At 68.6% G+C, this 18744-nt stretch carries 18 protein-coding genes; 4 read left to right on the forward strand and 14 right to left on the reverse strand.

The features are described from left to right. Positions 1-28 precede the first annotated feature (28 nt). The 7 genes from Q4A20_RS12670 to Q4A20_RS12700 form a co-directional block, all read right to left on the reverse strand. Positions 29-2161: a fructose-specific PTS transporter subunit EIIC gene (locus Q4A20_RS12670; protein WP_303123479.1), complete on the reverse strand. Its 2133-nt coding sequence runs from the start codon at positions 2159-2161 to the stop codon at positions 29-31. Between the two features lie 131 nt (positions 2162-2292). Continuing rightward, a complete protein-coding gene (locus tag Q4A20_RS12675) occupies positions 2293-3294 on the reverse strand; it encodes a 1-phosphofructokinase family hexose kinase (RefSeq protein ID WP_303123481.1) in 1002 nt (333 codons plus the stop codon). After that, a complete protein-coding gene (locus Q4A20_RS12680; protein WP_303123482.1) occupies positions 3291-4061 on the reverse strand; it encodes a DeoR/GlpR family DNA-binding transcription regulator in 771 nt (256 codons plus the stop codon). The genes Q4A20_RS12675 and Q4A20_RS12680 overlap by 4 nt, the downstream gene beginning before the upstream one ends. A 168-nt stretch (positions 4062-4229) precedes the next feature. Continuing rightward, positions 4230-4601, reverse strand: a complete 372-nt coding sequence (locus Q4A20_RS12685) for a sterol carrier family protein (RefSeq protein WP_303123484.1) — start codon at positions 4599-4601, stop codon at positions 4230-4232. Beyond that, the gene (locus Q4A20_RS12690; RefSeq protein ID WP_303123485.1) at positions 4598-6973 is read right to left on the reverse strand and encodes a bifunctional UDP-sugar hydrolase/5'-nucleotidase; all 2376 of its coding nucleotides are present in this window, start codon (positions 6971-6973) and stop codon (positions 4598-4600) included. The genes Q4A20_RS12685 and Q4A20_RS12690 overlap by 4 nt, the downstream gene beginning before the upstream one ends. A 348-nt stretch (positions 6974-7321) precedes the next feature. Further along, positions 7322-8659, reverse strand: a complete 1338-nt coding sequence (gdhA, locus tag Q4A20_RS12695) for an NADP-specific glutamate dehydrogenase (RefSeq protein ID WP_303123486.1) — start codon at positions 8657-8659, stop codon at positions 7322-7324. A 199-nt stretch (positions 8660-8858) separates the two neighbouring features. Continuing rightward, entirely contained in the window at positions 8859-9296 is a 438-nt protein-coding gene (locus Q4A20_RS12700) for a cupin domain-containing protein (protein WP_303123488.1), read from the reverse strand. A gap of 180 nt (positions 9297-9476) precedes the next feature. Here Q4A20_RS12700 and Q4A20_RS12705 point away from each other — a divergent pair, with 180 nt between their 5' ends. Further along, a complete protein-coding gene (locus tag Q4A20_RS12705; RefSeq protein WP_303123490.1) occupies positions 9477-9956 on the forward strand; it encodes a hypothetical protein in 480 nt (159 codons plus the stop codon). Positions 9957-10178: 222 nt separating this feature from the next. On the opposite strand, the gene Q4A20_RS12710 is transcribed toward Q4A20_RS12705, so the two are convergent. The 6 genes from Q4A20_RS12710 to Q4A20_RS12735 form a co-directional block, all read right to left on the reverse strand. Beyond that, positions 10179-10604: a PIN domain-containing protein gene (locus Q4A20_RS12710; RefSeq protein ID WP_303123491.1), complete on the reverse strand. Its 426-nt coding sequence runs from the start codon at positions 10602-10604 to the stop codon at positions 10179-10181. After that, positions 10601-10840 (reverse strand): AbrB/MazE/SpoVT family DNA-binding domain-containing protein, encoded by a 240-nt coding sequence (locus Q4A20_RS12715; RefSeq protein WP_303123493.1) that lies wholly within the window; start codon positions 10838-10840, stop codon positions 10601-10603. The genes Q4A20_RS12710 and Q4A20_RS12715 overlap by 4 nt, the downstream gene beginning before the upstream one ends. 89 nt (positions 10841-10929) lie before the next feature. Then, complete coding sequence (locus Q4A20_RS12720) at positions 10930-12300, reverse strand: GntP family transporter (protein ID WP_303123494.1); 1371 nt, start codon at positions 12298-12300, stop codon at positions 10930-10932. A gap of 10 nt (positions 12301-12310) precedes the next feature. Then, a complete protein-coding gene (locus Q4A20_RS12725) occupies positions 12311-13198 on the reverse strand; it encodes an NAD(P)-dependent oxidoreductase (protein WP_303123495.1) in 888 nt (295 codons plus the stop codon). A 101-nt stretch (positions 13199-13299) separates the two neighbouring features. After that, positions 13300-14718 carry a four-carbon acid sugar kinase family protein gene (locus Q4A20_RS12730; RefSeq protein ID WP_303123496.1) on the reverse strand — a complete coding sequence of 473 codons (1419 nt, stop codon included), beginning with the start codon at positions 14716-14718 and terminating at the stop codon, positions 13300-13302. Positions 14719-14813: 95 nt separating this feature from the next. Next, complete coding sequence (locus tag Q4A20_RS12735) at positions 14814-15506, reverse strand: FadR/GntR family transcriptional regulator (RefSeq protein WP_303123498.1); 693 nt, start codon at positions 15504-15506, stop codon at positions 14814-14816. A gap of 298 nt (positions 15507-15804) precedes the next feature. On the opposite strand from Q4A20_RS12735, the gene Q4A20_RS12740 reads away from it, so the two are divergent. Together Q4A20_RS12740 and Q4A20_RS12745 are read left to right on the forward strand one after the other, a co-directional pair. Further along, positions 15805-16083 (forward strand): hypothetical protein, encoded by a 279-nt coding sequence (locus Q4A20_RS12740; protein WP_303123500.1) that lies wholly within the window; start codon positions 15805-15807, stop codon positions 16081-16083. A gap of 14 nt (positions 16084-16097) precedes the next feature. After that, a complete protein-coding gene (locus Q4A20_RS12745) occupies positions 16098-16505 on the forward strand; it encodes a type II toxin-antitoxin system VapC family toxin (RefSeq protein ID WP_303123502.1) in 408 nt (135 codons plus the stop codon). A gap of 204 nt (positions 16506-16709) precedes the next feature. On the opposite strand, the gene Q4A20_RS12750 is transcribed toward Q4A20_RS12745, so the two are convergent. After that, entirely contained in the window at positions 16710-17519 is an 810-nt protein-coding gene (locus Q4A20_RS12750; RefSeq protein ID WP_303123503.1) for a class I SAM-dependent methyltransferase, read from the reverse strand. Between the two features lie 947 nt (positions 17520-18466). Here Q4A20_RS12750 and Q4A20_RS12755 point away from each other — a divergent pair. After that, the coding region (locus Q4A20_RS12755) for a DUF6318 family protein (protein ID WP_303123504.1) at positions 18467-18744 on the forward strand (278 nt) is incomplete at its 3' end.

Below are 18744 nucleotides of genomic sequence, written 5' to 3' on the forward strand. Positions count from 1 at the left end.
GGGGAAGGGCGCTGTTGGGGAAGGGCGCTCAGGCGGCGACGGCGGCAGGCTCCGCCCCGGCCGCGGCCTCGGCGGCGAGCTTGCGGGCCCGGGCCTGCTTGAGGATCAGCACACCCGCGGCCGTCACGAGCATGCCCGCGATGATCGAGATGAAGAACCCGAGCAGGTTGTCGATCGCGAAGAACACGAAGATCCCCCCGTGCGGGGCGCGCGAGCCCACGTGCAGCGCCATGGACAGGGCGCCGGTGACGGCGCCGCCGACCATGGACGGCGGGATGATGCGCAACGGGTCGGCGGCGGCGAAGGGAATGGCACCCTCGGAGATGAAGGAGGCGCCCAGCAGCCAGGCGGCCCGCCCGTTGTCACGCTCAACGTCGGTGAACAGACCCGGGCGCACCGTGGTGGCCAGGGCGAGTGCCAGCGGCGGAACCATGCCCGCCGCCATGACGGCGGCCATGATCTCGTAGGAGGCGGTGGTAGCCGCGGACAGGCCGGCGGAGGCGAACAGGTAGGCGGCCTTGTTGACGGGTCCGCCCAGGTCGAAGCACATCATCAGCCCGAGGATCACGCCCAGGAAAATGGCGGAGCCGGAGCCGGCCATGGAGGTCAGCGAATCGCTCAACCAGGTCATCAGGGAGGCGAGCGGGTTGCCGAGCACCATGTACATCAGGGAGCCGACCACCAGCGTGGTGGACAGTGGAATGATGACCACCGGCATGAGGCTGCGCAGCCAGCGCGGCGCGTCCAGACCCGCCAGCCAGGCGGCCATGTAGCCCGCGAGCAGTCCGCCGATCAGACCACCGATGAAGCCGGCACCCATGGTCACCGACAGCGCACCCATGGCGAAGCCGGGGGCGATACCGGGCCGTCCGGCCAGTCCGAAGGCGGTGTATCCCGCCAGGGCGGGCACCAGGAAGTTCATGGCCGCACTGCCCAGGAGGGCGAAGACCGCGCCGATATAGGCCATCAGCGGGGAGCCACCAAGGGCGTGCGGGGCCGCGTAGGCCGGGTTGCTCAGATCCGGCAGGTTCCACAGGCTGGAGGCAGCGAGCCCCTCATCGGCGTTACCGATAACGATGGTCTGGGCGGTAGCGCCAATGTCGTAGCCGCCGAACAGGAAGCCCAAGGCCGTCAGCAGACCGCCGGCAGCCACGAAGGGGATCATGTATGACACGCCGGTCATCACCGAGCGCTGCAGACGCCGCGCCCAATGGACCTGCTCCTCCTCTCCCTCGGCCTGACCGCCGCCACCCCCGGAGCCGCCGGCGATCACGCGCTTGGCGCCCGGATCGTCGATGGCGGCCAGGGCCTGGTCCACCAGGGAGCCGGCGTCGTTTACGGCGGCCTTGACGCCGACGTCGATCACGGGCTTCCCGGCGAAGCGCTCCAGGCCCTTGACGGGAAGGTCGTGGGCGAAGATCACCGCGTCGGCGGACTGGATCAGATCGGCGTCCAGCCAGTCGATCTTGCCCGAACCCTGCCCCTCGATGCGCACGGTTACGCCGCGCTCCTTACCGGCCTGCTCCAGTGCCTCGGCGGCCATGAAGGTGTGGGCGATGCCGGTGGGGCAGGAGGACACGCCGACTATGACGCGTTCCGCACCGGCTCCCGCCGCGGGCGCTGCGGGAGCCTCACCTGTATCCGGGTCCCCCGCAGCGGGGGCGGCGCCGTCGTCGAGCAGTTCGGGTTGGACCTGCTCGGTGACCAGCCGGGCGACGTCCGCGGGGGTGGCGGCAGCACGCAGGGCGTCGGTGAACTCGCTCTTCATCAGTCCGCGAGCCAGCTTCGCCAGCAGCTGCAGGTGGAAGTCGTCGGCACCGGCGGGTGCGGCGATCATGAATACGAGGTCCGCCCCCTGACCGTCGGCGGCCCCGAAGTCGACGGGCTCGGTCAGCCGGGCGAAGCCGAGTGAGGGCGCGAGCACGTGCGGGCTGCGGCAGTGCGGAATGGCGATGCCGCCGGGGATGCCGGTAGGCGCGGTGGCCTCGCGGGCCAGGGCGTCGGCGGCGAGTCCCTCGTTGGTGTCGGCGCGGCCGGCGGTGGCCACGACATCCGCCAGGTAATTGATGACCGCCTGCTTGTCGGCGCCCGCGGGCGCGTCCAGGCGGACGAGTTCGGGGATGATCAGCGGCGTGCTCGCTGAGTTGGTGGGTTGGGACATGGTGTTTTCCTTGTTGTCTCCTGGTAATGCCGCTCCGCCGGTGCGGGGCGGGTCGGGATCGGATGCGCGGGCCGGTGGGCGCGCGCCGGATGGTTTGGTTTGGGATCAGCCCCCTGGTCGTCTGGGTGCGTTCAGAGTTCGGCGATGACGGCGGCCCGTTCGGGCAGGTCATCGGGTCCGGGCAGGGTGGTTCCGGGCAGACCGGCGGCGGCGGAGCCGTAGGCCATGGCGGTGGCCAGGCGCTCGGGTGCGGCATCGCCGCGAATGTCGGCGAGAATGTAACCGGCGACGGAGGAGTCTCCCGCGCCGACGGTGGAGATGACCGGGACAGCCGGCGCGGTGGCCCGCCAGGCGCCGTCCGCAGTCACCAACACGGCGCCGGCGGCGCCGAGTGTGGCCATTACCGCCCCCACGCCGAAGTCCACCAGGACCCGTGCGGCCTGCGCCACAGGCGCGTAGTCACCGGCCAGAGCGCCCTCCTCAAGGGCGGTGGCCTGCTCGGCGGGCATTCCGGCGAGCTGGCCGAGTTCCTCACCGTTGGGCTTGATCAGGTCCGGGGCGGCGTCGGGCAGGGCGGCGGCCAGTTCCGCCAGCGGGGCGTCAGAGGTGTCTACGGCGATGCGCAGTCCGGGGGCCTCCTGGCGCAGCAGCCGCACGAGCCTGGCATACCAGTCACCGGGGGCGCCCGGGGGGAGCGAGCCGGACAGAATCGCCCAGCTGTGACCGCCGCCCGTATCGGCACCGACCGCAACCGCCTCGCGCAGTGCCGCCTCAACGGCGTCGACCTCCGCTGCGGCCAGGGCCGCGCCCGGCTCGTTGAGCTTAGTGGTAGTGCCGTCGGGCTCGGTGACGGCGGTGTTGACACGCACCGCCCCGGCCACATCGACCGTGGTCGCTGACAGGCCGGCCTCGGTCAGCCCCTCCAGGGCCGCCACCAACGGGTCGCGCTCGGGAGCCGGCAGAATCGCGGTGACCTCGTGGCCGGAGCGGGCGAGCACTCTGGCGACGTTGAGTCCCTTGCCGCCCGGTTCAACGGTGACCGACTGGAGCCGATTCACCCCGCCGCGTACAAGCGGCCCGGTAAGCGTGACCGTGCGGTCCAGCGAGGGGTTTGGCGTGAGGGTGATGATCATGCGAGAAGTACCTCGGTTCCTGAATCGGCGAGTTGGGCGGAAAGTGGGTCGGACAGGGCGGCATCGGTGACGAGCAGGTCGATCTCGTCCAGGTCGGCGAAGGAGACCAGGTGCTCCTGGCCGAGCTTGGTGGAGTCGGCCAGGACTACCACGCGCCTGGCCGCACGGACCATGGCCCGTTTGACGGCGGCCTCGTCCGGGTCGGGGGTGGACAGGCCGTGCTCAGCCGTCAACCCGTTAGTGCCCATCACGGCCACGCCTACCCGTAGGGCGGCGAGCGCCTCCAGGGCCTCGGGGCCGACGGCCGCCTGGGTGATGCCGCGCACCTGGCCGCCGAGCATGCGTACGGTCAGGTCGCCGCGGCCCGCCAAGACGGCGGCGGTGAGCACGGAGTCGGTGATGACCCGCAGGCCCAGGCCCTCGGGCAGGAGACGGGCCAAGCAGCCGACGGTGGTGCCGGCGTCGAGCAGTATCGAGGTGCCCGGGCGCAGCTCGAGGGCACCCACGGCGGCGGCGGCGATGGCCTGCTTGGCGGCGGCGCCCAGTAGCTCGCGCTCAGCGACGGCGGTCTCCGGCAACGCCAGGACGGTGGCGGGCACGGCGCCGCCGTGGACCTTGCGCAGGGCCCCGGCGCGGTCCAGGGCAGTCAGGTCACGGCGGATGGTCTCGACGGTGACGCCGTAACGCGCGGCCAGGTCGGTTACGGCCACCCTGCCCTCACGCGCGACGGCATCAACGATGTCCTGCTGACGCTGCTCGGCGTTCATCCGCACCTCCTCTCCGAAGTCCGTTCGGGCATGAGTGTATGTCCGAACGGACTTGATTGGGAAGGGGTGTCCGCGAATCAGGTGTGATTCATGCCCGCTCGGGCACGAGTACGTCGTCGCGGCGTCGAATCGCCTCGGGATCGGCCGGGCCGAGCCGCGAGCGCCGGCTCACGCGCGCAGTAGCGGCAGGTAGGCGGACAGGTCGCACCGCTCGCCGGAGGCGTGCAACGCCCCGGATGCCAGGGCCGCGTCCCAGTTCATGCGCCCGCTCGCCAGGCCGAGCCAGGTGTCCGGATCGGTCTCCACCACGGTGGGCGGGGTGCCGCGTCGGTGGACGGTGCCGGAGATCGCCTGGGTGACGCCGAAGGGCGGCACCCGCACCTCAACGGCACGACCGGGTGCGCAGGCGGCCAACTCCTCCAGGGTGTAACGCACCGCTGTGGCCGTATCGGAGCGCCGGGGGCGATCGCCGCTGTCAACGGTGGCCGCCCACCTGCGCAAGGCCTGGGCGCCGGCGGCGGGATCAATGCGTCGTCTCACATATCCGACCGTACGGCATCATCCTGACGCAGTCCCCTGCGGATCACGCTGTAGCCGGCAACACCACCGGCCGCGACCACCGCGGCGGCCATCGCACCGAAGGAGCCGAATACATCGGCGAACCCGGCACGGACCGGGGTCTCCTCCGCCGGAGCGGTGATGACCTGATCGCCGGCCGCGGGCGCACCCGTGTCGGCCAAGTGGTTCGCCGCGCGGTGGGGGACGAAGGCCTGAAAGTCGACGCTCCGCGTGGAGCCGTCACGGGCCACCAGGGTGAAGGAGACCACCGCGCATGTCGCCGCAACACTGACGCCGTCCTCCGACTGAGACTGCATCGGACAGGCGGTGGTGGCGACATCGTCCGGCAGGGCGATATTAAGTGTACTGGTGCCGGTCTCCGGCAGTTCTGGGGTGATGGTGGTGTCGACGGCGGCACTGGTGAGCTGCTGGGTGCCGCCGTCAGCCAGGGCGACCGTGGCGGTGACCTCCTGGGCGGCACCGGCGCCGGCCTGCTCGGAGACGGTGGTGAAGCTCAGACCCGTGAACCGGACGGTGGCATCACCGCCGGTGGCGTCGGTTTTCAGATCCACGCCCATCTGCCGCTTGGCCAGGTCGGCGGAGGCGGCGCCGCCGGCCTGGAAGTACTCGGCGGTGACGGCGCGGTCCAGGACTCCGGTCAGTGCCGCAGAACCCTCGGTCAGAACGGTGAAGCCGTCGCCGCCCGCGAGCATGAACGAGTTCGAGGCGACCACCACCTCGGCGTCATCGGTGAGTTCGACCCCGTCGACGTAGACGGAGTGGATCACCCGGCCGCGGGCGGCATCGATGCCCTCGGCGAGGTCGGCGGAGGTCTGCTCCCCGGTGGAGATCCGGCGCCAGTACTCCTCGAGCTCATCGGCGGCATCCTGGTCGATGTACACCTGCACGTTGGCCGAGACGCCGAGCATGAGTGTCGGCCGAGAGGTGTCGGGCCGCCACTGCTGGGCCAACACGGCCCTGAGCTGGGCGCCGGTGTAGGCGGCGTAGCCCATCTCGTTGCCGAAGGGCTGCACCGTGTAGGCGTCACCTTCGGTCAAGTCGCCGGGAAGATAGTCGGCACGCACACCGCCGGGGTTCATCAGGCCGATGCGATGCTCGCCGTCGGGTTGAATCTCGGTGTTCAGCCAGGCGCGGTAGGAGTCGGCGATGACATTGGCCGCCGTGGACTCGGTGGAACGGTTGGTGCCGGGATCGGTGCCGTCATTGGTGCCGCGGTAGAAGCCCGTATCCAAGGAGGTCAGGATCCGGGCGCCGGCCGCCTCGGAGTCACGGGAGGCTCGGGCGACGATCTCCTGTACACCGTAGGCGTCAGCGGTGCAGTCCGAGTCGGTCAGGTCAATATTCTCGGCCTTGACGACGTCGACGGCGCCGGTTGCGGGATTGAGGGAGAGGGTGATGTTGCCGAGCAGTTCGCCGAACTGGCCGGGCTGAACGACCGCGATGGGGTTGCCGTCCCTGCCGGTGATGGCGGAGGCGTGAGCGGCGTGGGTGTGCCCGCCGAATACGGCGTCGACGGAGCCGTTGAACCGGCCGGCGTATACCTCGGCGTCCTCGTGGGCCAGGACGATCACGACGTCGGCCTCCCCGTTGGCGGCGTCGCCGTCCTTCAACGCGGCCGCGCGGGCGTTCGCGGTCTCCACGAGGTCCGTCACCTCCAGTCCCTCAAGCGCCGACTCCGTCACCAGGCTCGGCAGGGAGTCGGTGGTCAGACCGACGAAGCCCACGGTGGCGCCGTCGACCTCGGTGGTCCAGACGCCGTCACCGTCACCCTCGGCGCTCAGGGCGTCATTCCCGGTGACGTTGGCGGCCAGCACCGGGGCGTCGAGCGCACCCAGCAGGCGGGTTGCGAGGTCCTTGGCGCCGCGGTCGAACTCGTGGTTGCCGGCGGCCGTGACGTCCAGGTCGATCGCGCCCAGGATGTCAATGGTCGGCTGATCCTCCAGGACCGAAGAGATGTAGGCGGAGCCGCCCACATTGTCACCGGTGGAGACCAGCAGCGTGTCCGGCTGGGCGGCGCGCACAGCCGCGACCTCACAGGCGAGCGTGATCGCGCCCGGATCGGTGACGAACTGCGCCCCCTCGCTCTGGGAGGACACCCGCTCGATGTGTCCGGCGAAGTCGGAGATGCCGAGCAGGTTGATCGTGACGGGTGCGGCGACCGCATCGGCGCCGCCGCTGCCGGCGAGCATGCCCTCCAGCGGGGCGGCCACAACCACCGGGCCACCGACGGACGAGCCGGCGACCGCGATCGGTGACGCTGCGGCGGGGGTCAAGACTGCGAGGGCGATGGCCGTCACGGAGACGGCCGCCCGAACCAATTGGCGCGGTCTCATGTTGATCCTTGTGATGATCCTCGGTCGGTCGAACGATTGACATCACCATAGGTGTCAGGACACCCGCGGTCCACGCCGCTAACCAATTAGCAATGATGACAATTTGGCGATTCTCAGCCTCCTTTCACCTATCAGTGTGGGTCCTCTCCGCGGGGCGGGCACATCCGCCCGCATTATCGGGACTATGGCGGCGGCGCCCGGTCCCCTCGTTAAAGAAGACCGAGCGCCGTCGTCGGGTGAAGTACCGCCGGAAACGTGATCCCGGGGTGACCGGATCCGCCGGTTGGCTACGCCTAATGGCTCACCTAATTGGCCAACCCTCGGCTAGCGGATTGTCGGGCGAGCTGCTCAGACGATGCCGTGGGCGATCATGACGTCGGCGACGCGGGTGAAGCCGGCGGCGTTGGCACCCAGGACGTAGTCACCGGGGCGCCCGTAGGTCGCGGCGGCCGCGACGCAGGAGTCGTGGATGTCGGCCATGATGGCTGTCAGCTTGGCCTCGGCGGTGGCGAAGTCCCAGCGGGTGCGGCCGGCGTTCTGCTCCATCTCCAGGGCGGAGGTGGCCACGCCGCCGGCGTTGGAGGCCTTGCCGGGCGCGTAGAGGATACCGGCGGCCTGGAAGGCCTCGATGGCCTCCGGGGTGCAGGGCATGTTGGCGCCCTCGGCGACGACGGCGCAGCCGTTACGCAGCAGGGAGGCGGCGGAGGCGGCATCGAGCTCGTTCTGGGTGGCGCAGGGCAGGGCGACGTCGACCGGGACGTCCCAGGGGCGGCCCTCGGTGACCAGGCGGGCACCGGGACGGCGGGAGGCGTAGTCGGCGACGCGGCCGCGCTCGACCTCCTTGACCTGCTTGAGCAGCTCGAGGTCCACGCCGGCCTCATCGACCACGTAACCCGAGGAGTCGGAGAAGGTGATGGGCTTGGCGCCAAGCTGCTGGGCCTTCTCAATGGCGTAGATCGCAACGTTTCCGGCGCCGGAAACGGCGATCTTCTTGCCCTCCAGAGAGTCTCCCTTGGTGGCCAGCATGGACTGGGCGAACAGGACCGTGCCGTAGCCGGTGGCCTCCGTGCGGACCAGGGAGCCACCCCAGGCCAGACCCTTACCGGTCAGGACACCGGAGTCGTAGCTGTTGCGCAGGCGCTTGTACTGGCCGAACATGTAGCCGATCTCGCGACCGCCCACGCCGATGTCGCCGGCCGGGACGTCGGTGTCCGGACCGATGTGACGCGACAGCTCAGTCATGAAGGACTGGCAGAAGCGCATGACCTCGGCGTCTGAACGGCCGTGCGGGTCGAAGTCGGATCCACCCTTGCCGCCGCCGATGCCCTGACCGGTCAGGGCGTTCTTGAAGATCTGCTCGAAGCCGAGGAACTTGATGATGCCGGCGTTGACGCTCGAGTGGAAGCGCAGTCCGCCCTTGTAGGGGCCAAGTGCCGAGTTGAACTCAATGCGGAAGCCGCGGTTGACGTGGACTGCGCCGGCGTCGTCCACCCACGGGACGCGGAACATGATCTGCCGCTCGGGCTCGACGATGCGTTCCAGGAGCCCCGCCTCGGCGTAGTGCGGGTGCTTGGCGATTACGGGACCGAGCGAGTCCAGCACCTCGCGGACGGCCTGGTGGAACTCGGCCTCCCCGTGGTTGCGGGCAACAACCTGCTCATAAACCTTCTCTACAACGTCCTGCATACGGTATCTCCTTCACCTATCACCTGGCAGCGGAACATGCCGATCTGTACGTCGGCGTCCCGTGACTGCGATTACGGCGCAGGAGCACGTCTTCGAGCAGGCGGGCATCCCGCGCTGGGCCCAAGAGTCGCATCCCATGGGTAACTGAGACGAAACATCTCAGGTGACGGTCAACATGGGACCGGGGCGGGTGCGCGTTTCAGAGTGCGGCGTAGGCCAAGTCGTCGACGGGCTCTAGCCACTCGTTGGAGGTGTTCTCCCCGGGAACCGCGAGCGCGATGTGGGAGAACCAGGAGTCGGCCTTAGCGCCGTGCCAGTGCTTGACACCGGCGCGAATGAACACCACCGATCCGGGCTCGAGGGAGACCGGTGCCTCGCCCTCCGCCTGGTACCAGCCGGAGCCGGCCGTGCAGATGAGCACTTGGCCGCCGCCGGAGGTGGCGTGGTGGATGTGCCAGTTGTTGCGGCAGCCGGGTGAGAAGGTGACGTTGTGGACGCCGACGGCACAGTCGGGATCCTCCACGAGGTTCTTCAGAAAGCTGTCGCCGATGAAGTACTGGGCGAAGGCGGTGTTCAACTCGCCCTTGCCGAAGACGTTCTCGGCGGCGAAGACGGACTCATCAGTGGTGGCGGTCATGCCGGTTCCTCTCCCGCGGCCCGGGCGGTCGCGCACCCCCAGGTTAGGTGCCGCTCCAGGTCGCAGCCAGGCCCCCGGCGGACTCCCCATCCCCCACCGAGATCGGTAGATCTTACGTACCAAGGTCGGTAGATCTTACGTGCCGAGGTCGGTAGATCTTACGTACCGAGGTCCGTCGATGTGGCGGCGGCATATTCGAACTCGACCATTCTTCTGTGCATTCTCGGCCTTGTCTCCTGCTTCGTGCTCCTGGACACGGAAGCGCTGCGCGCCGCCATTTGGGGGGGGGCGGCCTTGGCCGCCGTCACGCTCACCGCCTCGCTAGTTACCTGGACAATCCTGTATGGGCTGTGGCCGATTGAGTACGTCTGGTGGACGCGAGGGTGGGTTGTCAGTTTCGCGTTCGGGGTCGTCCCCCTCCGCGCCATCCGTGATCTGACCAACAACATCAATGACAGCATCTGCTTCCGGTACGCGGTTCACACCCAATCGGACTCTTCCGGTTTGTGGGCGTGGCGGCTGGTGGCGCTGCCGGCCTGGTGGGTTGGGTGCTGGTGGGTGTTGGTGGTGTGTACCCGGGGCTTCCGCCGTGAGGCGGAATGTCCGAATTCGGCACAAAGGCCGTCGACGACCGCTGGCGCCATTTCAGAAACCGCATGATTCCAACGTTCTACCCGCGGCCGCCAACGACGTCGGAGTCGTTTGTGCCGATCCTGGACACTTCGGGCCGCTACGCACGTCTGGGGCGGTCCAAGTGCAGCCCGGCGGTCCAACCTCACCCGCACTACCGCCTCTTGGGCGGTCCCCGGCTCGTCCCCTCCGGCCAGTCGGCCGGCAGCCGTCGGCTCACCCCAAGACCGCGAAGGGCACTGCCCGGTGCGCTTATCCGACCGTGACTACCTCGACGGCGACTCCGACCGCCTCATATGTTCCCCTCGCACGTGCGTCCCTGGTGGCAAGCAATGCGCCATGCTCAAGTGCCGCGAGGGCGACCAGGCCGTCGTAGACGGCACCGCCGGCGATTCCAAGGCCAGCCAATCGCCGGTGCGCTGTGATCGCCGAATTCGCAGAAAGGGCGAGCACCTCCGGGAAACGGTCATCAATAAGCGCGACCGCATCTTCGGCGGAAACACGCGCGTCTCCGGGCAGCCGCGTCAGCACCGCATAGGTCTCCGCCAGGGCGTGCCCACTGAGGCTCAGCCGCCGCCCCCTCGCCCAGTCACGCACCGGGCGGTGCGCCTCATGGGAGGCGACCAGCAGAGGAATGGCAACACTCGTGTCGACGGCTATGCGCGCAGCGGCGTTCACCTTCGGCCACCATCGATCAGTGCGAACATCACATCATCGGTGACTGGAGTCTGCGAGGTGGCGACCAGGCGCCCGTCCTCGCCACGCTCCACCCGCGCGGTACGCCCCCCAGGAGTCAACTGCACGCCGGCACCATAGGGAGACACATCGACCTTCGTGCCCGGCAGTAATCCAAGCGAATCCCGCAGGCTCTTCGGCAGGAGGATGCGTCCGCCCGAATCGATCATCAGCTCCATGGGACGACATTACCATCGCAGTCCCATTTCATTGAGGGGCGTTCGCACGGACACGGCACTGCTGCCGTAGCCGCCGGGGTGGCGGGACTTCAGACGACCAGCCAGATGGCACCGGTGAGCAGGAACCCGGTGAGCCCGCCAATGGTCGACAAGACAGTCCACTTCTTCAGGCCGTCCTTTACGGACAGCCCCATGTACTTGGTGACGATCCAGAAGCCGGAGTCATTGATGTGGGAGAACCCCAGGGCGCCACAGCCGATCGCCATCTGAATCAGGACCACCTGGAGTGGTGAGTAGCCGCCGCCCGCAACCGCATCCGACAGCAGCCCGGCCGCCGTCAGGATCGCCACCGTCGCCGAGCCCTGCGATGCCCGCAGCGCCGCAGAGATCACGAAGGCGGTCAGCAGAATCGGCATATGCGCGGTCACCAGCGCCTGCGCGAGGGCGTCACCGATACCGCTGGCCACCAGGACTCCGGCGAACACTCCCCCGGCGCCGGTCACGAACACAATGGTCGCTACATCGGGAAGCGCGGAGTCGAGGACCTTGCCGCGCTGTTCCAGGGACCACCCCTGCTGACGGCCGATGATGAAGTAGGCCAGCAGCACGGCGGTCAGCAGCGCCGTCGTCGAGGCGCCGAGGAACCCGAGCACGGCGTGCGCCGGAGAGCCTACATCCGCCAGCATCTGGCCGACGGTGCCGACCATGATCTGCGCGATCGGCTCGAGAATCAGGAATACGACCGTTCCGGGGCCGGTGGCGTGGGCTCGCGGGATCGCCCCGCCGGGCGTGTAGGTGGATTCGGCGACCTCGGTGGCACTGCCCAGCGGGGTCCGCCCCAGCGGTACGGCCTCCAGACCCATGCGCTTGGAGGCGAAGTAGACCACGACCGCCACCAACGCACACACCGGCAGGGCCAACAGCATCAGCAGTCCGACGTCGACGCCCAGAGTGGCGGCCGAGGCGACCGGACCCGGATGGGGCGGCAGAACCACGTGCAGGGCCATCATGGTCGCCGCCACCGGCAGGCCGATTTTGAGCGGATTGATCTTCGCGATGGACGCGAAGCCGAAGACGATCGGCGCCAGGATGATGAAGCCGACGTCGAAGAAGATCGGAATGCCGAGGATGAAGGCGGCGGCGACCACCGCCGCGATCACGCGTTCACGTCCCAGCATGCGGGTGAAGCGCTCGGCCAGTATCTCGGCGCCGCCGGCGGCCTCAATGACCCTGCCCAGCATGGCCCCCAGGCCGACGACCATGGCCACGGACCCGAGAGTCCTGCCCATGCCGTCGATCATGGTCTGGACCACGTCCCCGATCGGGATGCGCGCCGCCAGGGCGAGCACCATGGACACCAGGATCATGGCCACGAAGGCGCTCATCTTGGCCTTGATGACCAGTACCAGCAGAACCGCGATCGCCGCGACGGCCAGTATCAACAGGACGGTAGTGGACATGGTTTCGCCCTCAGTCCCGCTCGGGCGCGATCACGGTTATGACCGTGGAGTCGTCCTGCGCCCCCAGGCCGCGCCGGGCACCCTGCAGATACAGCTGCTCCGCGGCCGCGGCAACAGGCGTGGACAACCCGACCGACTTGGCAGCGGCGGTGACGATGCCCATGTCCTTCACGAAGATGTCGAGCCGGGAGCGCACCTCGGGGCCGTCCGCGTCGTAGGCCTGCAGCATGCGCTGCCCGCGGTCACCGAGCATGAAGGACTCGGCGGCACCGGCCATGAGCGCCTTCAGGGCCGCCTCAACATCCAGGCCGAGGGCACGAGCCAGGGCCAGTGCCTCACCGGCGGCGGCAATGTGCACGCCGCACAGGAGCTGGTTGACGGTCTTCATGGACTGGCCGTAACCGGGCTCGTCGCCCACACGCACCAGGGTGGAGGACATCGCCTCGAGCACATCCGCGGTCGCTGCCCAGGCCCGGTCATCGGCGCCGACGACGACGAGCAGGTCGCCGTCTCCGGCGCGCACCGGCCCGCCGGAGACCGGGGCGTCCACCAGCAGCAGACCCATTTCCTGCAGGCGGCCGGCTACCGCCTCCACACCGGCTCCGCCCACGGTGGAGGTGAGCAGGACGGCGGCGCCGGGGCGCATGGAAGCGGCGATGCCGTCCGGGCCGAACAACAGTTCCTCCAGCTGCACCTGGTTGCGGACGGCGACCAGGACGACGTCGGCGTCGGCGACGGCCTCGGCCGCCGAGGTCGCGGGCACGACCCCGGCCTGCTGGGCGAGGGCGAGGCGTTCGGCGGCGATGTCGAAGCCGCGGACGGTGAAGTTCTGGGACAGGTTGGTGGCCATGGGCAGGCCCATGGCGCCCAGTCCGAGGACGGCGACGGTGGTGGTCATGATGAGATCTCCTTTGATCGGTTGTGGGGCAACTGCCCCGGAGTGTTTGGAAGTCGGGATCGGTGGAGGACCCGCCGGGTGGGGCGGGCAGGTGTTGGTGGTCAGGCGTTGAGGGTGCCTACGACGGCGGTGAGTGAGTTCTCGTCGCCGACGTTGCCGGCGAACACGATGTAGGGGATGCCGGCTGCGGGGCCGTCCTGCGGTTCCCACAACGAGACGATGCCGGGCAGCATGGGGCCGCGGACCAGCGCCCGGCGCATGCCCAGTCCGCGGGAGGCGACGTCGGAGGAGGTGATACCGCCTTTGGCGATGACGAATCGGGGGCAGCGGGCGGCGACGATGCGTTGGACGATTTCGACGACGGCGGCCGAGACGCGGCGGGCGAATTCGAGGGATTCGTCCGCGTCTCGTCCGGCCACGAAGGCGCCGCCGCGGCGGACCACCACGTTGCCCTCACGCAGCGCGGCGGCCGCCTGTTCGGCGACCTGCCTGACGTGGGCGTCGCGCCGATCGGCGTCGAGCACGGCGGGCACGTCAATAACTATTTCGGGCGTGCCGGTGGCCGCACGCAATCCGTCGACTTGGCGCCCGGTCAGGCCCACATGCGAGCCCACCACGATCAGGCCTCCGGCCGCGTCGGAGGCGGGGGCGAAGTCGGCCGGACGGGCCTGCTCGGGGGTGAGCGGCGCATGCGGCACCTGCCCGATGCGTGCCCGGACGAAGGGCGGGCCGACGCGGTAGACGAAGTTCGCGCCGGCCGCCTCCGCCCGCTGGAGGGCGCGGGCGAGCAGCAGCAGGTCGTTCTCCTCCACGCAGTCGACTGCGATCGGCGTGCGGTTGTGCACGGAGGCGAGCCGGGCGACGACGGCGTCCTCGTCGCTGCGCAGGGTGGCCAGGTCGATGACGACGACGTCCTGCGCCCGGGTGGCACCTGCTGTCTTCTCCTCGACCCACTCGGGCAGGTAGGAGGCCCGGTAGCCGAAGGTCTTGTCGGCGGCGAACTCGGTGTCTCCGACGGGCACGAAACCGGTCTGTGCGCTGCCGGCGTAGTGGGTGCCGTGCACGGTGATGCGCCCGGCGTCTGGGAAGGCCGGGGACAGGATGACGCCGTCCACCTTGGTGTCGGCGTGTTCCAGCAGGTTGGCTATGGTGTCGGGCTCCAGTGGGAAGTGGCCGCGCAGTGTGGAGTCGGAGCGGGAGACGAAGGTGATCTCCCTGCCGACCGACTCGGCTGAGGCCAGGGCGTTGGACACCACCTCGGTATTGACGCGGGCGGCCGCCTCGGGGTCGAGGCTGCGCGAGTTGGTCATTACGTAAACGGCGCTGGCGCCGGTGGCGAGGGCCCACGCCAGGTCCTCGACCTCCCATCCGGTTACCACCGGCAGGTCGGCGACCGACTGGGTGCCGGTGGGGTCGTCGTCGAGGACGACCAGCGCCCTGGTCAGGGCGGCGGATACTTGTGCCGGGTCCACGGCCTGACCGGCGGGGATGCCCGCGGTGAGTTCGTCCAGGGTCTTCATGAGTGCACTCCTTTGTGACTGTTGTTTAGGGGTATGCGGTTGTGGGTGTCGCCTGGATTGCCGGCCTCGGGCCGCGCACCGGTACGGCTAAACGGTCAGGTGGTGTATTCCAGGAGGTCGTTGGTGGTCTGATCCATGTGGGCGCGCATGGCCGCCTTGGCGGCGTCGGGCGAGCCGAGGCGCAGCGCCAGCAGGATGCGCTCGTGCTGGGCGATGGCGTGGGCGCGCACCTCGTGGTGGGCGGAGGTGACCCGGCGGGCCATCACCAACTCCTGCCGCAGGGGTGCGAAGGTGGCGTGAATGAAGAGGTTGCCGGTGGCCTCGATGATGTGGTCGTGGAAGGCGAGGTCCGCGGCGGTGGCGGCCTCGACGTCGTCGGCGGCGTCCGCGTCCTTGAGGGCAGCGAGAGTGGACTCCATCGCGGTCAGGCGTTCGGGGGTGATGCGGGCGGCGGCGATGCCGGCGCTGCCGACCTCGATCATGCGCCGTACCTCCAGCAGTGCCAGGCCGATCTCGCGCTCCGAGCCTTCGTGACGGGCGAGGGCGACCAGGCTGGCCAGGTCCTGCCAGTCGGCGGGATCGTTGACGTAAGTGCCCGATCCCTGGCGGGCCGAGAGGACGCCCCGTGTTATCAGGACCCGGGTGGCCTCGCGCGCGGTTAGTCGGGAGACGGACAGGACGGCGGCGAGCGCCTCCTCCCCCGGCAGAGCGGAGCCCACGGCATAGGTGCCGTCCACGACTCGGCGCAGCACCTCGGCGACTGCGGTGTCGATGCGAGACGGGGCCATACCAGCTCAACTCCTCTGAGGAATTGAGCATGAGCGTACACTTCCGGGCGCTGGCTCGCAAGGGCAGTTTCGGTGCGTTTGTTTGAAATTACCTGCGGTTGCCTGCTGTTTCCCCCGGATTGGCGCAACAACAGCGTCTGGGCGAAGAGGACGCGAGACGCACGCCGACCGTAGTCCTCAGAGGACTAGTGTGACGTCAGCTCGTCCCGGGCACGTCTCGAGTCCTCCCCTCGGCGCCACCCGGCCTCGTGTCCACCAAATGTCTGACATAGGTAGTACTTTGGCGTACGATGACCCCATGCGCACCGTGACCAAACGGGACCTCAATCAGCACACCGCCGTCGTGCTCGCCCAGGTCACCGAAACCGCCGACGTGGTCGTGACTGAGCGCGGCACCCCGCGCTGGCGAGTCAGCGCCGTGCAGGGTGTTTCAAGCGCACTTGCGCGTCTGGAGCGTGAGGGGCTGTATGAGCCTGCGGCCGAGGCCCCCACGCCTTGGCCGTCCCACCCGGGCGGTCCGGCATACACGAGCGCGGAGGCGGACGCCCTGCTCGCCGAGCAGCGCGGGGCTCACTGACCATGCCCGCTCAAGTGGTTTATCTCGATTCGTCGGTGGCCCTGCGCACGATCCTGGATGTGCCCGAGCGAAAACAGGTCCAGGCCTGGATGCAATCACCGGGGATGACGCTAGTCTCCTCGCGCCTGCTGCGCACGGAGGTGATCCGCGTCCTGCGTAGAGAGAACCGACCGCTACGCGACGGGCTTCCTCTGCTCGACCGCGTGGGTCTGATCGACATCACGCGCCAGGTGCATACGGTGGCCGAATCCATTGAGAGGCACGTCAAGACCCTGGATGCTCTGCATCTGGCGACTGCTCTTGTTCTGGGTGAAACGAGTGCCGTCGCCACTCACGACGCCACAATGAAGACCGTTGCGGAGAATCTCGGGCTGAGCGTGATCGACCCGGTCGAATGTCCGTCCTCCCCGAATTCGGCGTGACCATCGCATCACCCGCCAGCCCACGAGCACCCGCCAAGGCGATGAGCCGTCATAGAGGATGTCGAGTCCGCGCAGGCCCCGTTGGCGCCGGCGAGGAGACTCATTGAGTCGGGGGCATGGCAGTGGTAGCTCGCGGAGAGCCTGGTGGCTCCGCTTCGGCGCGCCGCCCGTGGCCGAAACCGGGGGCAACGCGTCCTACGCGCCTCAGCGGACGAAATCGGCCACAACCTCGTATAGGGAGCGGTGCTCACGCAGGTCCTCCAACGCCTGCATGACGGGGGCGGGCAGATCGGCGTCGTCGGGCAGATAGGACAGCAACCCGTAATCCGCCCTTACCGTTCCCACCGCCCGGGACCAGCGCAGCGGGGCCAGCGGATCCTCAACCCGGTAGGGCATGGGTGCGTCGGCGACGCCCGCGTCACGTACAGCCTGCTCGCTCGCCGCGACCAGATCGGGCGATTCAGCGTCATAAACGATTCTGCCACCGGGGAAGCGGTGCGCCAGCTCGTCGACCAGCCGCTGCACGTCCTCCTCCGCGAAGAAGTAGACCACGCCGGAGGCGACGGCGATCATTCCGGTGTCGGCGTCGATGTCTGCCATCCAGTCGGTGTCCGTCAGGGAGGCGGGCAGTTCCCTCTCGTGTGGGTGAGGTGGTAGCCACTCGCGCCGCAGGCTCATGACTTCTGGCAGGTCCAGGCAGTAGACGCGTGCCGCGGGGTCGTCCACATCGTCCACGAGTCGGTCCACTCCGCAGCCCAGGTCGACGACGGCGGCGCCGGGGTGGTCCTGAAGGTACCTGCGCACCTCGGTCACCGCAGCCCGATGCCGCAGGGCGTAGATGGCTGCGGGGACGTCACCCAAGTCAGCGGCCGCGAGTTCGGGCATGCGCGCTGTCATTCTTTGGGCCAGGTCCTGGGCCCAGGTGTCCTGAAAGCAGTGCGGCCACAGGCGTGCCGCACGCGCTCTACCGAGCAGTGGAGTGAACAGGGTCCGCTGAACCGCCTGGCTAAGCATGCACTAACCATAGAGCAAATCCGAGGCTGACGGTCCCACACGCTCCGCCCGCGCCTAATGCACCTTGAGGTGCGAGGTGCTTCCTGCCCCCTACCCCTGGAAACCGCGTCATTCCGCCACTTCCAGGCTCGAGATCGCCACCGACCCCGCAAACACCCCACGGGACCGACTGGCACCACCCTGAAACTACCACCTTTCGTTGAAAACAAGCCAAGCGCCACCGACACCCCCCAAGCCCCTCCAGCCACCAACTTTCAACGAAGTCATGCGGAAAAGGCGAGGTCAAAACGCACCTATCTTTGTACCGTAGACCAAATCGCAACCTCAACACAACACCCCGCCAGCATCACCCGCCCCCCTCCGCACCTCCGCCCCCTCCGCCGAGTTCGGTAGATCTTACGTGCTGAGTTCGGTACTTATGGCGTGTTGTGGTTGGTTGTTGGGGTGCGGGCCCCGCGGGTTGGGGACTGGGTTTTCCACAGGTTGGCGGGCAGGGGTGGGTGGGTTTTCCACAGGTGGGTGGTTGGGGGTGGCAGTCCTTGTGGGGGTGTGGGTACGGTTGCCTGGCGCCGACATTCGGGTCGGCGCGCCCGATAGTCCCCCTTTTTTGGGTCCTCACCGAGGAGGTCGCCCCCATGTCCACCGCTCCCACAAGTCATCGCAAGCCGCGTCGATACAGGGTGCCGGCCGCCGGGGCCCATCTGCGCCTGCGATCTGACGGTTCCACCCGCGGTGTCGCAGGGGCGGGCCGGGCGCTGCTACTTGTGGCGGTGGCGGGGTGTTTGGTCGTGTTGGGTGCCGGGTGTTCCCGGGGCAGTGGCGCCAGTAGCTTCTACAGTCCCACCTGGACCCCACCGGCCACCCCCAGCACCAGCACCAGCGCCAGCGCCAGTGCTACACCCTCGCTGACACCCGAACAGGCCGCGGCCAGAGCCACCGCCCTGGCCATGGAACCACCCCAGCCCTACACCCCCGAGTTCTCCTCCGAAGGCGCCGCCACCGCCGCCACATACTTCCTCAACCTCTACCCATACGTACACGCCACCGGCGACCTGAGCACATTCAAGACAATGAGCAAGGACGACTGCGAATTCTGCAATAAGGTGATAGCTAATGCGACCGCACGGCATGATGCGGGCGGTTGGGCCGATCCGTGGACTCAAGAGATCACCGCTCTGGGGTACTTGGTCGACGACACCGACCCCAACCGCTACGTCATACGCAC

The sequence above is a fragment of the Actinomyces sp. genome (genome assembly GCF_030530635.1).
Classification (GTDB): Bacteria; Actinomycetota; Actinomycetes; order Actinomycetales; family Actinomycetaceae; genus Actinomyces.